The sequence below is a fragment of the Mycobacterium sp. genome (assembly GCF_032162605.1).
Lineage (GTDB): Bacteria > Actinomycetota > Actinomycetes > Mycobacteriales > Mycobacteriaceae > Mycobacterium.
On sequence record NZ_JAVROT010000520.1, the window covers coordinates 1 to 15,769 of the forward strand.

A 15,769-nucleotide genomic window follows, 5' to 3' on the forward strand; every position below is an offset into this window, starting at 1 on the left:
GTTCGGCGGGTCGTTCGGCAGCGATGTGCCCCAGTCGCAGTGCATCGTCAGCCAGCAGAAGGCCCTCAAGTCCAAGATGATCCTGATGCTGGACTGCACGCAGGCGGCTGCCGACCACGCGACCGACTCGACTCCGGCGAGTCCAGTCGCCCCCGGCGGCGTTCCCGGTGCCCCAGCCCCAGCGCCGGGTGCTGGTCAGGGTACGTACGGTGGCCCCATCGGGGTGCCCGTCCCCGTCGGCTGACACTCCAAGTACTCAGGACCCGAAGTACCCGGGACCCGCGTTCCCACCTAAATCCCGTAGACTCCTCATCGGTCAGATGGCGATGAGGGGGCTGCGATGTTGCGACCACGACGTTTCCAGACGGAGATCGATCCCGGTCCAGTCCAGATCCAGGCGCGCAGGGTGCACTTCGACGTCGAGGACGTCCCGCTGCAGTGGATTCCCGGTCACCCCGTGGGCTCCAACGTCGTCAGTCTGTTGAACCTCGTGCTCCCTGCGGCGGAGCGCTGGTTCGTCGCCGCCTACGACGAGGCGCTGCCGCTGGTGAAGGACCCCAAGTTGGCCGCGGACATGCGCGGGTTCATCGGGCAGGAGGCCACGCACGCCGACGTCCACGACAAGGTGCTCAACGAGTATTTGGTCACCCATGGCGTCGACGTCAAACCGATCCTCGATCAAATCGAGTACGTCTTCGAGAAGGTCCTGGCGCCCAGCCCGTCCATCATCGACCCCAAGCGCAAGCTGAACCACCTGTGTGACCGGTTGTTGCTGATCGCGGCGATCGAGCACTACACGGCCGTGCTCGGCGACTTCTCGCTGAACTGCGCGTGGGACGACCACGACGCCAACCCCACGATGGTGGACCTGTTCCGCTGGCACGGCAGCGAGGAGGTCGAACACCGCAACGTCGCGCATGACGTCGCCTCGTACTTCCACGACAGCTATGTCGACCGCATCCGCGCGATGATGATGGCCGTCGTCATGATCTTCGCGTTCTTCCAGCGCGGCGCCTGGTACCTGTCCAAGACCGATCCGGCCCTTGACGTGGGCTGGCTCGAGATGCAGCGCCTGCGGATGCGGGACTCCAAGCTCGGGCTCCTTCCTAAGTATCGAAAGTTGTTCGGGTCCAACACGTTCATGTACTTCCGTCCCGGGTTCTCACCGGAGGAGATGGGTTCGACGGCGCAGGCCGTTGCGTACCTGGCGAGCTCCCCCGCAGCCCGCGCGGCGCATCTGTGATGGCGTCCGTGCCTCTTTTCGCGCGCCTGCGCCGGGCACCACCGAGTGCGTCGGGGAGATCCCGCCACGATCTGCCGCTCGGTGTCGCCGACGCGCTCATCAACGGCCTGTTCAACCTGTCCGGATCGTTGCGGAACATGGCGCCGCTGCCAGGCGTGGACCGCGGCTTCCCGCTCGTCGTCGCCGACCGTCAGGTCGTCGCTCGGGACCAGGACGTCATCGCGCTGACGTTGAGGGCACCGGATCGCGGGGATCTGCCGCGCTGGCATCCCGGCGCCCACCTCGACGTTCACCTGCCCAGCGGTCTGGTGCGGCAGTACTCGCTGTGCGGCGACCCGGGCGTCATCGACTCCTACCGAATCGCGGTGCGCCGCATACCGGGTGGCGGCGGAGGGTCGGTCGAGGTCCACGACGAGCTCATCGTCGGTGCGTCCATCACGACCAGTGGGCCCCGCAACGCGTTCCCGCTCACCGTGCCGGGTTACGGCTCGCCCGCCCACCGTCTGCGGTTCATCGCGGGCGGCATCGGCATCACGCCGATCCTCCCGATGCTGGCCCAGGCGGAACGGCTCGGCGTGCAGTGGTCGATGATCTATGCGGGCCGCAGCCGTGACACCCTGCCCTTCCTCGACGAGCTGGCGCGGTTCGGCGACCGCATCGACATCCGCACCGACGACGAAGCGGGCCTGCCGACGGCCGCCGAGCTGCTCGGCGACTGTCCCGACGGGACCACGGTGTACGCGTGCGGCCCCGCGCCGGTACTGACGGCCGTGCGCGTGGAGCTGGCGGGACGCGACGACGTCGAGCTGCACTTCGAACGCTTTGCGGCTCCCCCGGTCGTCGACGGCAGCGAGTTCTCGGTGTCGGTGGCATCGACGGGTCGAGACATCCGTGTCGGCGGCGACGAGACGCTGCTGACGGCACTGAATCGCGAGGGCGTGCACGCCCCCTACTCCTGTCAGCAGGGTTTCTGCGGGACGTGCCGCACCCTGGTGCTCGCGGGCGGGGTGGATCATCGCGACACGCTGCTCACCGCGCCCGAACGCGACGCTGGCATGATGCTGATCTGCGTTTCGCGGGCCGCGGATGACGCGGGCCTGATCCTCGACCTCTGATCGCATCGGGCCGACTACTATTCGCCCATGCCGTTGGAGGAGGGGACCACCTTTGCCGGCTACACCGTCGTCCGGCGCCTCGGCTCGGGCGGGATGGGCGAGGTCTACCTGGTACGGCATCCGCGACTGCCACGCCAGGACGCACTGAAGGTGCTGCGGCCCGAGGTGTCGGCGGACGGTGAATACCGCGAACGGTTCAACCGCGAGGCGGACATCGCCGCATCTCTGTGGCACCCCCACATCGTCGGCGTGCACGACAGGGGCGAGTTCGACGGCCAGCTGTGGATCGACATGGACTATGTCGACGGCACCGATGCCGGCCGTCTGCTGCAGGACCAATTCCGCAACGGGATGGCCGGGGCGGACGTCGCCGAGATCGTCGCTGCCGTGGCCGATGCGCTGGACTATGCGCACCAACGCCTCCTGTTGCACCGGGACGTGAAGCCCGCCAACATCCTGCTGGCGAACCCCGGGTCGTCTGAGAGTCGAATTCTGTTGGCGGACTTTGGGATTGCGCGCTGGGTCGATGATCCGAGCGGGCTCACGGCGACGAACATGACGGTGGGCACGGTGTCCTACGCCGCGCCGGAGCAGCTCATGGGTGGCGCCCTGGACGGACGTGCGGATCAGTACGCGTTGGCCGCCTCGGCCTTCCACCTGTTGACGGGTGTTCCGCCGTTTCAGAACTCGAATCCGGCCGTGGTCATCAGCCAGCATCTGTCGGCGGCACCGCCGGCGATCGGTGACCGGCGCCCCGATCTCGCGTCGCTGGACCCCGTCTTCGCCAAGGCGCTGGCCAAGGATCCGACGGATCGGTACGAGCGCTGCGCCGACTTCGCCCGTGCACTGCGGCACCGACTCGGCAGCGACGACTCCGACGAGACGCGGCTCTCCTCGGCGGTGTCCACGGCGGAACCGCAGCGACGGTCGCCGTGGCGTGCAGGCGTCATCGTGCCCGCGGTGCTGGCCATCCTTCTCGTCGCCGCCATCGGGTTCGGCCTCTTCGAGTGGACCCGGGCCGACGACGAGCGGGTCGCTTCACCGACGACCACGACGCCGACCACGCCGCGGGCGACACCGTTAGCGCCTCCTCCGCCGCCTGCCACGACCACCACTCCCGCGGAGACCACGACCACCGACTCGACCTCGCCGACGTCCACCTCGGCACCGGTCCCTGCCGCGGTCATCGGCGCGGACTGCTCCCCGACGGGTAGCACTGGCAGCACTGCGAGCGGGACGACGGCGTACTGCTCGACGCTGCAGGGCACCAGCGCGACGATATGGTCGCTGAGCCAGGGCGACGTGCCGAGTCCGACGGTGACCGCCGATCCGACGGAGGTACCGCTGCCCATCGAGCAGGAGACGCCGGTGCGGGTGTGCGTGCAGCAGACGGGACAGACCCGGCGTCAGTGTCGGGAGGACATCCGGCGCAGCAACGGCCTGCCGTGACGCTGCACCTGGCCGACCGCCTTGCGTTAGCGGACCTGGTGCATCTCTACGCCGCCGCCGTCGATGACCGCAGGCTCGGCGACGTGATCGAATTGTTCACCGAGACAGCCGAATTGAGGCTGCCCGATCCGCCGCGCGAGCTGGAGCCGGTCATCGTCAAGCGGGGCCGGGACGGAGTTCGCGAGGCGATGGAGGCGCTTCGAGCGGTAGACCGCACCGAGCACGCGATCGTCGGTGAGGTGTACGCCGACGGGCCGGGTCCCGGTTACGCGCTTGGCCGCATCACGTGCATCGCGCACCATTGGACGCGCTCGGGTGATCAGGTCACCGACCTGATGTGGCATCTGCGGTACGACGACGAATACCTGCGGACGCCCGCGGGCTGGCGGATCCACGGCCGCAAGCTGACGATCAACGCCATCGAGACGCGCCCGGTCAGACGTCTTCGAGATGGGCGATGAGGGAATCCAGCAGCGGGCGCTGACCCTTCAACAGCTTCGACTGAGCCTCTGCGACGGAAAACCAACCCACGCGGTCGATTTCGGGATACTCCTTCACCCTTCCCGATCCCTTCGGCCATTCCAGTTCGAAGGTGTTGCTCACACTGTCGGTGACGTCGAGGTCCGCCTCAACGGCGAAGGCCGTGACGATCTTGCCGCCAGACTGCTTCACCGCCGGCAGCGCGATGCGCGGGCCGTCGGGCACGGGGAGGCCGATCTCCTCGACGAACTCACGCTGAGCCGCCGCCCACGGATCCTCGTCGTCGGCGTACTCGCCCTTCGGAATCGACCAGGCCGCTTCGTCCTTGCGCGCCCAGAACGGCCCGCCCGGATGGCCGATCAGCACCTCGACGTCACCGCCGCCGATCCGGTACAGCAGCAGTCCGGCACTCATTCGTGGCACGTCATCAACTCCTTCGTCGAACCGGAACACTACGGTCCGGCCGACACGCGTCGGTAGGCCGCCGCTGGAGTCGCCTCCGTGACTGATGGGTCATACCTGCGATACGTCGCACTCGGCGACAGTCAGACCGAAGGTCTGTGGGACGGTGACGACACGTCCGGCGTGAAGGGCTTCGCCGATCGACTCGCCGCCAGGCTCGAGGAACTGCACCCCGGTGTTCAGTACGCGAACCTCGCCGTGCGCGGCCGTCGCATCCGCGACGTCCTCGACAATCAGCTTCCCAACGCCATCGCCATGCGCCCCGACCTGATCACCCGCTGCATCGGGATGAACGACGTCACCAGACCCGGCCGCACCTTCGACAACGCGCTCGAGGACATCGACCTGCTGCACGACAGGCTCGGCGAAACCGGCGCAACGATCGTGACGACGACGTTCCCCGACCTGGAGAAGATCCTGCCGGTCGGGCGATTCCTCGGAGGCCGGGTGCTGCAGATCAACGCGGTCATCCGCGCGGCCGCCGGGCGACACGGGTTTCGGCTCGTCGACCTCTATGACGCTCCGTCGATGAGCGATCCTGACGTCTGGAGCCCCGACCGCGTGCACGGCTCACCCCTTGGGCACGCCCTGTTCGCCGCGGCCGCCGCCGAGGCGCTCGATCTGCCTGGCAGCAGCCATGATTGGGCGACGTCGAGAGCCGGCGCCGTCACGCCGGACTTCCGGTCACGGATGTATTCACAAGCCCTGTGGACGCAGAATCTGCTGATGCCGTGGATCTGGCGTCACCTGCGGGGGTTGTCCAGCGGCAACGGGCGTGGCCCGAAACGTCCGGGACTCGAACCCGTCGCGCAGGCCCTAGAAGCCGAAGCCGCCGAGTCCGAGTAGGTCCATCGGGATCGGGGACTGCCCGTTGCCGATCGCGCCCATCACGCCGGGGCAGAAGGCGGAGATCGCCAATCCGGTGAACATGGTCGCGGGGCCGAGGGGCATGCCGCCGGCGTCGGCGACCTGGGCTGCGGTGTCCGCCATGTCCTGGCCGGGCTGCGACAGCATCGGGCACACCGACTGTCCGAGCGCGACCGCCTGTCCGGGGTCGCCCATCCCGACTCCCGCCGAACCCAACGAGTTGATGAACGCATCCGTGGACGGATCCGCCGCCGCGGGCGCTGCGGCCATCAGAGCAGCGGAGAGGACACCGACGGTCAAGCCGGCGATCCGTCCGGATGTCGATTTGCTGTCCACACGCCAAACACTACGGCGAAATCCCGTGATTGGCCCAATCAGACGCCGGTCCACACCTCGGCGATCTGACTACCGATGTCGATGACCTTGGCCTTCTCCGACTCCGGGCTGTCGATCTCGCCCGCGACGTGCAACGAGATGAACCTCTTGATCTCCGCGTCGATGCCCGCGACCACCCTCAGCAACTCGGCGCGCAACGTCTTCGCGGTGATGTGGATCGAGATGTCGGACGGTCGCGGCTTCTCCACGTCCAGGATCAGCGTCAGCGGATGCGCGGCGACGGCCGTGGCCCGCAGGGCGATCTCGCCGAACACCATGAAGCGCGGCTTGTCGATGCGCAGGTCGATCACCATGTCGATCTCCAGCGGAATCCGGATGTCGAACGTGATCTCCGGTCCGATCTTGCGGGTCACGGCCGGTTGCCGAACCTTGACCTTGGCAGTGACCTTCGCGATCTTGCCCGGCCCCTGCGCAATCGGTCCGATCTCGAACTCGGCACCTGCGATCTGTCCGATCGCGGCGCCGACACGTTCCTCGGTCACGGCGATCTCGAAGAACCTGCGGCCGAATTCCTCATACGTCATGGAGTCGTAGTCAGACATGGTTCAAACACAGTCTCACGTCCGCCGGTCCTCGGCGAACACGCGCACCGTATGGATCCGATTCTGATGGTCCACCGAGCTCCGCCCACCCGACGTCGGACGTGTCTCGATCTCACCGAGGAGCACGAAACGATGCCCGGCGCGCTCCAACCTGGCGACGACGGAGTGCCCGGCGCGGATCATCCCGTCCCAGCGGGCGCCGTGCAGCAGCGCGACCAGCTCGGACGTCCCGATCCGGTCGGCGTCTCCCCTGGTGATCTGCGCGGCGTCGGCCAACCGCCGCTTCACTGCGACCTCATCGCCGGCGCAGGCGTCGTCGAGCAGCGCGGCGAGGTGCCGCTTCGCGCGAGCGCCCACTCCGCTGAAACCCGTCAGGAAACCCGCCGTTCCCGACAGCCCCTGGTTGCGCAGCAGTGCACGCGACAGTTGGACACCCGCGGGCACGGCGCCGACGCCACTGCGCGCGAACTGCCACACCATCGCGGGAAGCTCCCAAAATGCTTGCAACCGCTCAATTCTCAGTTCACCGTCGAGGTCGTAGCGGAGGAAGGTGGGTATCAGCATCGTCACCGACGACGCCATCTGCACCTCGAGGGTCACGTCGCGGATGACGGTCGAATCCGAGACGACGTCGGCGTGGCGGTGGAAGGTGATGTCCCTCGGTCCGATGAAGGTGTCGTAGAACCGCTCGATCTGCACACGTCCGCGGTGTGGCCTCGAGCCGACGGGGTCCTCGATGCAGCCCCCGGAGGTGAACAGCCCGACCCAGCCGTCGCGGTCGTGGGAGCCCGCTGCCTGCGGCGAACGTTCGACGGCGGCGAGCAGCTCGGTCCGGGTGGCGTTCATACCCATCACTTACCACTGAAGTACGCCGATGGGTGAACGCCGTGGCGAAGTTGACCGACGAGCTGCACACTGGAGACAAGCTCCGCAGGTAGTCGGCGCAGATGAGGAGTCCGTCATGAGCCAGAATCCGTTCGGCATCGACCCCGAGGACTTCGACCGTGTCATGCGCGAGGCCGGTGACGGCTTGCGGGATGCGCTGGGCCGCCTTGGCAAGCAGGCGAACTGGACGACGCTGCTTGACGAGTTCACCAGGTCGACCCGCCCCAAGACCGAGCCCGAGACCGCGGGTGAGACCGGCGACGGCGTCTGGTCCATCTACACCGTCGATGAGGCCGGGGGCGCCCACATCGAAGAGGTGTACAGATGCGAACTGGACGCGTTGCGCGCCAACAGGAACAACACCGATGCGGGTCGCAAGGTGCGGTTCCTGCCATACGGCATCGCGGTGAGCGTGCTCGACGCCGAATAACGAGCGATGACGACGGCAGCCGCTCCTAGCGCCTCGATCGAAAGCACTCGTGCCCTCGACGAGACCCGTTAGGCTTTGCCGCAACGTCGATGGAGCCGCCCAGGCGGCGACAGTGTTTGGAGGGCTCATCCACATGATTCGCGAACTGACGATCGCCGTCGCGATCGCCGGGGCGGCCATCGCACTGGCGCCGTCGGCCGTAGCCGATCCGTTTCCCGACCCAGGCCCGATGTATCCCGACAAACCCGGCCGTTATCCGACCGACGTCCCCGGCATGAACTACGAGGCCTCCCTCAGCGCGCCGTGCGACAACTATCAGCTGTTCACGTTCGGCCGCAGTCGCGGCGGCTCGACGCTGGTATGCCACTACATCCCGAACCAGTGGCCACCGGTGTACACGGGTTTCTGGGTGTCGTCCTACCCACTGCAGGGGGTCAAGGAGATCGGTTCACCGTGCCCGAATCCGAAGGTGGCCGCGCAGGCGCCGGACGGCCGTCCGATGGTGTGCCTCGGCGCGCAGGGCTGGCAGCCGGGCACGTTGACCGGAGCGGGATTCTTTCCCGGCTGACCGACGACCGTCAGACCATACGCTCAGGGGGTCACTGTATGTTCGTGACTCATGGGTAGCGGTATCAGCTTCAACTTGTCGGACGTCTTCGGCACGGTGGCCAAGACGATCCCGGAACAGACGTTCCTGGTGTGGCGGGGCCGCCGGCTGTCCTACGCAGACGTCGACCGAAGGGTGGACGGCTTCGCCAACTACCTGACGTCGGTGGGACTCGGTTGTCACACCGAACGCGACGCGCTGGCAGGCCACGAGTCTGGGCAGGACCACCTCGGCATCTACCTGCGCAACGGCAACGAGTACCTCGAGGCGATGATCGGCGCCTACCGGGCCCGCGTGGCGCCCTTCAACACGAGCTATCGCTACGTCGAGGACGAGTTGCTGTACCTGCTCACCGACTCGAAGTCCAAGGCGCTGGTCTACCCCGCCGAGTTCGGACCTCGGGTGGCGGCGATCCGTGACCGGTTGCCGCACCTTCGCGTACTGATCCAGGTCGCCGACCAATCGGGCAACGGCCTGCTGCCGGGGGCCGTCGACTACGAGACCATCCTGTCCACCCCGACGCCGGCCGATGGCATGCCGACTCCGTCCGGCGACGACCTCTACGTCCTCTACACGGGCGGCACGACGGGCATGCCCAAGGGCGTGTTGTGGCGCCAGCACGACATCTTCCTGTCGTCGATGGGCGGCCGGCCATGGGGCAGCGACCAGGCCCTGGCGTCACACGACGAGCTGGCCGAGAAGGCGCGCGCGTCGGCTGGCGCGATGTCGATGATGATGGTTCCGCCGTTCATGCACGGCGCCGCGCAATGGGCCGCCTTCAACGCCGTCACGATGGGCGGACGGCTGGTGATCCCCGACGACGTCGAGCGGATGCGCCCCGCCGAGGTGCTCCGCCTCGTGGAGAGCGAGAAGGTGCTGAGCCTCCCCGTGGTGGGCGACGCGATCGCGCGTCCGCTGCTCGACGAGATCGAGACCGGCGACTACGACCTGTCCGGCCTGTTCACTATCACCAACGGCGGCGCCCCGCTGTCACCGACGGTGCGCGAGCGCATCCTGGCGGCGCTGCCCCATCTGATGTTGCTCGACGCAGTCGGCGCCTCGGAGTCCGGCGCGCAGATGAGCACCGCAACGACCGCGGGCGCCGAGACGGCGGCTGCGACCTTCACCCCGCAGTCGGATACCGCCGTCGTCTCCGCGGATCTCGACCGGGTGCTGCAACCAGGTGAGGGAAAGGGCTGGCTGGCGCGGCGCGATCTGATCCCGCTGGGCTACCTCGGCGACGAGGCCAAGACGGCCAAGACGTTCCCGACCATCGACGGCGTGCGGTGGTCGGTGCCCGGCGACCGGGCGGATGTGTTGTCCGACGGACGAATTCAGCTGCTGGGCCGAGACTCGGTCACCATCAACTCCGGCGGCGAGAAGATCTTCGTCGAGGAGGTCGAGCGCGCGATCGCCGCTCACCCGGGCGTGTACGACGTCGTCGTGGTGGGCCGCCCCTCGCAGCGTTGGGGCAGCGAAGTGGTCGCCGTCGTTCAGTTGGCGGAAGGCGCCGAGGCCTCCGACGAGGAACTCGTCGAGGTGTGCAGAACGTCGATCGCCCGCTACAAGATCCCGAAGGCCTTCATCCGGACGCCGAAGGTGGTGCGCTCCCCCGCGGGGAAGGCCGATTACCGCTGGGCCAAGGAAGTGGCGACCGCGGGCGTCAGGTCCGAGTAGCCGGCGAGGAAGCTCGCCCGCCCGCGGAAGGCCTCGGTCGTGCCGACCGGCTCGGACAGGCCGAGGGCCGCGAGCGCATGTCCCTTGAAGGCGCGGGCGGCGCTGAGCTCGTGCTCGACGAGGTCGACGCCGCGCTCGATGCCTTCCGGCCACGAGTTGCCCCAGATGAGGACGTCGCCGATCCCGCGCTTCATGGCACGCAGCACGTTCGTCCTGAGCTCGTCGTCCACGCAGACGGCGTCGGCGGACGCGGCCAGCGCCAGGGCGCGTGCCGGCGCGGTCGTGTCGTCGTCCTCGTCCCGCGGCCCTGCATTGACGCCAAGGATTTGCAGCGGGAGAGGGTCGCACCCACCGGGCATGATCACGTTGACGTTCCAGCCCGCCATCGAGCGGTCGAAGAGCCAGCCGCCTGCCGAGCGCACGACGTCTACGACGTCGCATGCGGTGACGTCGAGCTGGTACTTGCCCAACCTGCCCGTATTGGCCCTGGAACGGGTTCCGAACGTCCGAGCGCTCATCGCATTCCACCTCTGGGACTGTTGTCGTGCGGTTCGTCGAGCCTATCGCGACACCAGAAAAGAGCGTGACACTTTGGAAGCAATCTGTAAAGGCCTACTTGGCCAGGGTGAACTGACAGAGGTCGGTGTAGCCCTTGTGGAAGAAGTTGGAGCAACCCGTCAGGTACTTCATGTACCGCTCGTACATCTCCTCTGATTGGAGCGCGACGGCGTCATCGCGGCGAGCCGCCAAAGTGGCCGCCCAGATGTCGAGCGTCTTCGCATAGTGCTCCCTGAGCCGATGGACCCGCTCGATGGTGAAGCCCGCGTCGGTGGAGAACTTCTCCACCTCCGCGACCACGGGGATCTGACCGCCGGGGAAGATTTCGTCGCCGATGAACTTGGTGAACTTGAGCAGCGTCATGGTCACCGGGAGCTGCAATTCCTCCCGCTCTTCGGGGCCCGCGCGGGTGATGGTGTGCAGCAGCATGATTCCGTCATCGGGCATGGACTCGTATGCCATGTCGAAGAAGTGGCCGTACCGGTCGTAGCCGAAGTGCTCGAAGGCCCCGATGGAGACGATGCGGTCGACGGACCCACCGAATTCCTCCCACCCCATGAGCTCGACGCGCCTGTCCCGGTCGCCAGGGATTCCGGCCACCAGCTTCTCGACGTGCGCGGCCTGGTTGCGGCTCAGGGTCAGCCCCACGACGTTGACGTCGTACTTCTCGATGGCGCGCTTCATGGTGGCACCCCAGCCACAGCCGATGTCCAGCAGCGTCATCCCCGGCTCGAGGTGGAGTTTGCCCAGCGCCAGGTCGATCTTGGCCAGTTGAGCCTCTTCTAGCGACATGTCATCGCGTTCGAAGTAGGCACAGCTGTAGGTCTGCGTCTCGTCGAGAAACAGTCGGAAGAACTCATCCGAAAGGTCATAATGTGCCTGGATGTCGCCGAAATGGGGTTCCAGCTCCACTTTCTGGTTCTTCGCACCCACGGGCGCCTCCTATTTGTATGCGCCTCATTGGCGTCGGATTGGCTCGACAACCCGGCCACCCTACGCCCCGCGGTTGCCAGGATCCTGTGGTGGCGTTACCCACGTCATCGTCATTCGAAGCATCGACGGATGCCCGCAAGCATCTCCCGGTGCGCCTTCACGGCCTGTCGCACCGTCGTCGCCGCCAGTGGGCGTGGGGCCTCGATCCTGAGCCGCTCGGTGAGCCGGGTGCCCCCGTCAACCGGGTCGAAGGACACCTTCCCGTGCAGACGGACCTGGGGAAACTGGCGCGCTTCGGTCAGAACGTCGCCGCATGTCGGGACGTGGACCCGTGCGATGTAGGTGACTGCCATCGTGAAGCGCCCGAAGGGGATGCGGTCGCGGACGCGGTACGTGTGCGTATAGGAGTCGACGGTCTCGTCGCGTTCGATGGCCTGGACCGAGACGACGAGCGGGTGGACGCGGGTGATGTTGTGCAGGTCGCAGTAGAAGTCGCGCACCTCGTCCGCGGCCGCTGGCACCTCGTCCGACACGACGTGGTCCGAGCTCGTGAGCCACCAACCGCCGCTTCGCGCCACGACTCAAACGTACCCGTCGACCATGGCGTGCCCGGTAGGTTGACGCCATGGCGCAACGGCGGGGCGGAGTCGGCAACGACATTCGGTTCTCGCACGTTGCGGGTCTGGGGAGGGACGTCGACCTGGATGGTCCGGCGGCGGGCGCGCCGTTCGGCAGCATCTTGGTCGAGTTGATGCGCCTCGACAGTCGAGATCCCCTCATGGGGCGCGCGAAAGGAGTGCGAATGTCCTTCGTCGCTGACCCGAAGAGTACGGTCGCCGACTCAAACGAGTTACCCTGCACGGCAAGGATTCTCGGTACCATCCATGGCGGTGCACGCGGTGGGGCGTCATGACCACCGCCTACTCGCACCCTCGGTCGCTCGCCGGTCGCGCGGTGATCGTCACCGGAGCCGCACAGGGTGTGGGCAAGGGCATTGCCGGAGCGCTGCTGGAGCGCGGCGCATCCGTGTTGCTGGTCGATCGCAAGGTCGACGAGCTCGCGACGGCTGTCGCCGAATTCGCTACGGCAGGTTGGTCTTCCGAATCGATCGTCGCCGATCTGCGCGATCCTGCCAGCCCCCGCGAGATCATCGACGCAGCCCTGGCCGGGTACGGACGGGTGGATGCGCTGGTGAACAACGCGATTGCCACCAATGAGCCAAAACCGTTGATGGACATAACCTCCGATGACTACGACCTGGTCTTCGACGTTGGCCCACGCGCGACGTTCTTCCTGATGCAGGCGGCGTATCCCAAGATGAGGGCCGCCGGCGGTGGCGTCATCGTCAATCTAGGGTCCGGGTCGGGAACGGGTGGCCAATCACAGTTCGCAGCCTACGGCGCTGCGAAGGAAGCGATCCGGGGCATGTCCAAGGCCGCGGCCCTCGAATGGGGTGGCGACAACGTGCGGGTCAACGTGATCTGCCCGTTCGCGGACTCCCCCGGTGTTCAATTCTGGCAGGACGTGGCCCCGAAGGACTTCGACCGGGCACTTCGTGCGGTTCCACTCAAGCGCGTCGGCCGTACGCGTGAGGACATTGGGGCTGTTGTGGCGTTCCTGGTGGGGGGCGACGGTGCCTTCATCACGGGTCAGACCATCATGGTCGACGGGGGCATGGGCGTGTTCCGCTGATTCCAGCGGTCTTCACGGTCCCTTGGTCGTGAAAGTGCTTGCTCCACAGCTCTATTTGCCTTTGGCGATTTCACGTTCTCCGTGGCGCGTCACCCGTGCCAAGGCGCTCGGCAAGACCCTCGCGCCGCCGGGCGGCGGGCAGGAGCGAAGCGACCCGGGAAACAGCGATCGTTCAGTCTAGAAACAGCTTCGCGCTCTTGATCGATTCACATGGTCGAATCTACGATGGCGACAGTTCATCGTGGCAACCATCATGACGTGACGCGCGAACGGTGGCCGTGCAGAGGCCGACCGTGCGGCCGGCGTCCCAGATTTGCGGTTTGACATGCCCTTTCGTAGGATCACCGCAGCGCTTGACGAATTCGATTCCGCTGCAACGGGAACATCACTCAGCCAAGCTGATTCAACTGAGAATGCCGGGCCCGCAACGATATTTCTTGCTCACGCCATTGGGACGCCGAAAAGTGCAGATTTTGGCTTGCGCAAATTCGGTTGCTAGCGTCCATCGGCATGATCGATGTAATTGCGACCACAACGCTGTTGACTCTGGTCAACCAGGTTTCGGGTACGCCGTATCGGACGGGTGGCGATTCCGCCTCTGGTACGGACTGCTCAGGCCTGGCGTCATGGGTGGCCAACGCGGCCACTGGCAGGCCCGTCTACGGCGACCGTTTCCATACCGGAAACGAAGAGCAAGCCCTTCTCGCCCGCGGCTTCACGCCCGGCACCGCGCCCGGCGCCCTGGTGATCGGATGGAACTCCGGTCACACGGCCGTCACGCTCCCCGATGGCACCCCGGTTTCGGCCGGCGAAGGCGGCGGCGTGAAGGTCGGTGGCGGTGGCGCCTTCCAGCCCCAGTTCACCCGCCACATGTACCTGCCGTTGGCTCAGGACGAACAGGCCGAAGATCCGATGGCTCCCCCGCCGCCGTTCGATCCGTACGCGCCCCCGCCCCCGCCTGCGGATCCCTTCGCCCAGGCCCCAGGGCCCGCCGACATCCCGGCAATGGACGGCGTGAACGTCGAGGTGCCGCCGCCGCCCGCCCCCGACGACGCACCGACCTCGATCTAGTTCCCAACAACCCCTCGATACCCCCGGGTAGTCGCCACACGGGCTCCCTGGGGTTTCGAGACGTCCCGGGTAGAGTCGCGGCGTGGTCGATACGCCTGTCCAGCAGATCGCGAGTTTGCGAGAGCAGAAGAAGGCGCGGACTCGACGGACACTCATCAATGAGGCGATCGACCTCTGCCTGCGACAAGGCTACGAGAACACCACCATCGAGCAGATTTCCGAGGCAGCCGACATTTCGCCACGGACGTTCAGCCGGTACTTCGCGTCGAAGGACGCAGTGTTCATTGCGGTGCTCGACGACCTGGCGAATGAGATCGTGGCAGAACTGATGGCGCATCCGTCGGAACTGGGTCCACTCGAGGAACTTCGCGCCGCTCACACGGCGGTGCTGAGCCGGGCCGCCCAACGCCCCCTGGCCGGCCTCACAGCGGAACGCGTCGTGCTGAGCCTTCGGGTCGTGTACTCCTCGCCGGCGTTGCGTCAGGCGGCCATCGAGTATCGGAGCAAGCCGGCGATGGAGGCGTTGGCAAACCACATGGGCGTACCGATCGGCGACAAGCGGGTCGAGTTGGCCGTCGCGCTCTTCGCCACGACCATCGTCAGCGCCTGTACGGACGTGGTCGCCGGCGCTCTCGACGTAGCCCTAGGACCGAACGTTGTCATGGAGCTCGAAGAGACACTCGGCGAGGTTGCGCACTTCGCGGCCGCGCTGCAACTTCCCTGAGCTAGCGTCGCATCCGCACGCCGAGGACCGCGATGGCGATCCCGACCAGGGCGATGATCGGACCGAGCACGGACCAGGTGGTGGTCCCGCTCATCGGACTGCCGCCGACGACGCCGAAGCCTTGCAGGGCGAAGAGCACCCCGAACAACGTGACGATTACTCCGAGTCCGAGAACGACTATGCGCATGGGTCGAGATTAGTCTGCTCCGCTGTCGTTGCGCGGCGCGTCGCGCCCCAAAGACCGACACCGATGCCGACGACGGCGCCGCCGAGACCGATGAGCTGCTGCGAGCGCGTCAGGTCGCGGTGGACGCGCAGGCCGCCGAGGAGGTCGGCAGCGTCGGCCCCACCGGAGGCCAGGAACCACCCGCGGGTGTTGCGGCCCCTGAGCGCGGCGGCGGTGAGGAGGCCGCCGATCAGCGCATCCCGGTATCCCATCGAGTGCAACAGCAACCGCGTCTGTCCCACCGCCTCCTGCTTGGTGCCCCAGAGCCGGTCCGCACGTGCCGGATCGACGAGGAACGAGATGCCCGAGGCCAGACGGATGCTGCCCGCGACGCACGCGGCACGGTCGATCGACATGGCTCGCAGCCTAGGGCTTGGGCCGTGGGTCAATGGAGACTTCGCCCGAAGCGTCG

The 15,769-nt window shown here is 66.8% G+C and carries 20 protein-coding genes and 1 pseudogene; 12 read left to right on the forward strand and 9 right to left on the reverse strand.

Annotation, left to right across the window (positions count from 1 at the left end; genetic code table 11):
• From QOI01_RS28750 to QOI01_RS28770, 5 genes and pseudogenes are all read left to right on the forward strand, one after another.
• Positions 1-244, forward strand: a pseudogene (locus tag QOI01_RS28750) (hypothetical protein); the annotation flags it as partial.
• A gap of 96 nt (positions 245-340) precedes the next feature.
• Positions 341-1,243, forward strand: coding sequence for a metal-dependent hydrolase (locus tag QOI01_RS28755; RefSeq protein ID WP_526386547.1), 903 nt, complete (start codon positions 341-343; stop codon positions 1,241-1,243).
• Complete coding sequence (locus QOI01_RS28760) at positions 1,243-2,358, forward strand: PDR/VanB family oxidoreductase (protein ID WP_526386548.1); 1,116 nt, start codon at positions 1,243-1,245, stop codon at positions 2,356-2,358. Before QOI01_RS28755 ends, QOI01_RS28760 begins: the two co-directional genes overlap by 1 nt.
• Before the next feature lie 27 nt (positions 2,359-2,385).
• Positions 2,386-3,807: a serine/threonine-protein kinase gene (locus tag QOI01_RS28765; protein WP_526386549.1), complete on the forward strand. Its 1,422-nt coding sequence runs from the start codon at positions 2,386-2,388 to the stop codon at positions 3,805-3,807.
• Positions 3,804-4,268 (forward strand): nuclear transport factor 2 family protein, encoded by a 465-nt coding sequence (locus QOI01_RS28770; protein WP_526386550.1) that lies wholly within the window; start codon positions 3,804-3,806, stop codon positions 4,266-4,268. The genes QOI01_RS28765 and QOI01_RS28770 overlap by 4 nt, the downstream gene beginning before the upstream one ends.
• On the opposite strand, the gene QOI01_RS28775 is transcribed toward QOI01_RS28770, so the two are convergent.
• Positions 4,243-4,710: an NUDIX hydrolase gene (locus QOI01_RS28775; RefSeq protein ID WP_526386551.1), complete on the reverse strand. Its 468-nt coding sequence runs from the start codon at positions 4,708-4,710 to the stop codon at positions 4,243-4,245. The two genes, QOI01_RS28770 and QOI01_RS28775, sit on opposite strands and share 26 nt — an antisense overlap.
• A 78-nt stretch (positions 4,711-4,788) precedes the next feature.
• Between QOI01_RS28775 and QOI01_RS28780 the strand changes: the two genes are divergently transcribed.
• Complete coding sequence (locus QOI01_RS28780; protein WP_526386552.1) at positions 4,789-5,595, forward strand: SGNH/GDSL hydrolase family protein; 807 nt, start codon at positions 4,789-4,791, stop codon at positions 5,593-5,595.
• Here the strand turns inward: QOI01_RS28780 and QOI01_RS28785 are convergent.
• From QOI01_RS28785 to QOI01_RS28795, 3 genes are read right to left on the reverse strand one after another with little or no spacing between them, the layout of a single operon-like run.
• Positions 5,566-5,952: a DUF732 domain-containing protein gene (locus QOI01_RS28785; RefSeq protein WP_526386553.1), complete on the reverse strand. Its 387-nt coding sequence runs from the start codon at positions 5,950-5,952 to the stop codon at positions 5,566-5,568. The two genes, QOI01_RS28780 and QOI01_RS28785, sit on opposite strands and share 30 nt — an antisense overlap.
• 38 nt (positions 5,953-5,990) lie before the next feature.
• Positions 5,991-6,554, reverse strand: coding sequence for a hypothetical protein (locus tag QOI01_RS28790; RefSeq protein ID WP_526386554.1), 564 nt, complete (start codon positions 6,552-6,554; stop codon positions 5,991-5,993).
• Between the two features lie 15 nt (positions 6,555-6,569).
• Positions 6,570-7,400 carry a ketosteroid isomerase family protein gene (locus QOI01_RS28795; protein WP_526386555.1) on the reverse strand — a complete coding sequence of 277 codons (831 nt, stop codon included), beginning with the start codon at positions 7,398-7,400 and terminating at the stop codon, positions 6,570-6,572.
• A gap of 115 nt (positions 7,401-7,515) precedes the next feature.
• Between QOI01_RS28795 and QOI01_RS28800 the strand changes: the two genes are divergently transcribed.
• From QOI01_RS28800 to QOI01_RS28810, 3 genes are all read left to right on the forward strand, one after another.
• Complete coding sequence (locus QOI01_RS28800) at positions 7,516-7,869, forward strand: Rv0313 family protein (protein ID WP_526386556.1); 354 nt, start codon at positions 7,516-7,518, stop codon at positions 7,867-7,869.
• Between the two features lie 133 nt (positions 7,870-8,002).
• Positions 8,003-8,437 (forward strand): hypothetical protein, encoded by a 435-nt coding sequence (locus tag QOI01_RS28805; protein ID WP_526386557.1) that lies wholly within the window; start codon positions 8,003-8,005, stop codon positions 8,435-8,437.
• A gap of 51 nt (positions 8,438-8,488) precedes the next feature.
• A complete protein-coding gene (locus QOI01_RS28810) occupies positions 8,489-10,153 on the forward strand; it encodes an acyl-CoA synthetase (protein WP_526386558.1) in 1,665 nt (554 codons plus the stop codon).
• Here the strand turns inward: QOI01_RS28810 and QOI01_RS28815 are convergent.
• From QOI01_RS28815 to QOI01_RS28825, 3 genes are all read right to left on the reverse strand, one after another.
• Entirely contained in the window at positions 10,105-10,671 is a 567-nt protein-coding gene (locus QOI01_RS28815) for a hypothetical protein (RefSeq protein WP_526386559.1), read from the reverse strand. The genes QOI01_RS28810 and QOI01_RS28815 overlap by 49 nt on opposite strands.
• Before the next feature lie 94 nt (positions 10,672-10,765).
• Positions 10,766-11,644, reverse strand: a complete 879-nt coding sequence (locus tag QOI01_RS28820) for a cyclopropane mycolic acid synthase family methyltransferase (RefSeq protein ID WP_526386560.1) — start codon at positions 11,642-11,644, stop codon at positions 10,766-10,768.
• 110 nt (positions 11,645-11,754) lie between these two features.
• On the reverse strand, positions 11,755-12,222 hold the full coding sequence (locus tag QOI01_RS28825) for an SRPBCC family protein (protein ID WP_526386561.1): 468 nt from the start codon (positions 12,220-12,222) through the stop codon (positions 11,755-11,757).
• A 331-nt stretch (positions 12,223-12,553) separates the two neighbouring features.
• Between QOI01_RS28825 and QOI01_RS28830 the strand changes: the two genes are divergently transcribed.
• The 3 genes from QOI01_RS28830 (at position 12,554) to QOI01_RS28840 (ending at position 15,131) form a co-directional block, all read left to right on the forward strand.
• A complete protein-coding gene (locus QOI01_RS28830) occupies positions 12,554-13,336 on the forward strand; it encodes an SDR family NAD(P)-dependent oxidoreductase (protein WP_526386562.1) in 783 nt (260 codons plus the stop codon).
• 510 nt (positions 13,337-13,846) lie between these two features.
• Positions 13,847-14,407 (forward strand): peptidoglycan endopeptidase, encoded by a 561-nt coding sequence (locus tag QOI01_RS28835; protein WP_526386563.1) that lies wholly within the window; start codon positions 13,847-13,849, stop codon positions 14,405-14,407.
• An 82-nt stretch (positions 14,408-14,489) separates the two neighbouring features.
• Positions 14,490-15,131, forward strand: coding sequence for a TetR/AcrR family transcriptional regulator (locus tag QOI01_RS28840; protein ID WP_526386564.1), 642 nt, complete (start codon positions 14,490-14,492; stop codon positions 15,129-15,131).
• A 1-nt stretch (position 15,132) separates the two neighbouring features.
• Here QOI01_RS28840 and QOI01_RS28845 read toward each other — a convergent pair whose 3' ends face one another.
• Together QOI01_RS28845 and QOI01_RS28850 are read right to left on the reverse strand one after the other, a co-directional pair.
• The gene (locus tag QOI01_RS28845; protein ID WP_526386565.1) at positions 15,133-15,318 is read right to left on the reverse strand and encodes a hypothetical protein; all 186 of its coding nucleotides are present in this window, start codon (positions 15,316-15,318) and stop codon (positions 15,133-15,135) included.
• Complete coding sequence (locus QOI01_RS28850) at positions 15,309-15,713, reverse strand: DUF4267 domain-containing protein (RefSeq protein WP_526386566.1); 405 nt, start codon at positions 15,711-15,713, stop codon at positions 15,309-15,311. Before QOI01_RS28850 ends, QOI01_RS28845 begins: the two co-directional genes overlap by 10 nt.
• Positions 15,714-15,769 lie beyond the last annotated feature (56 nt).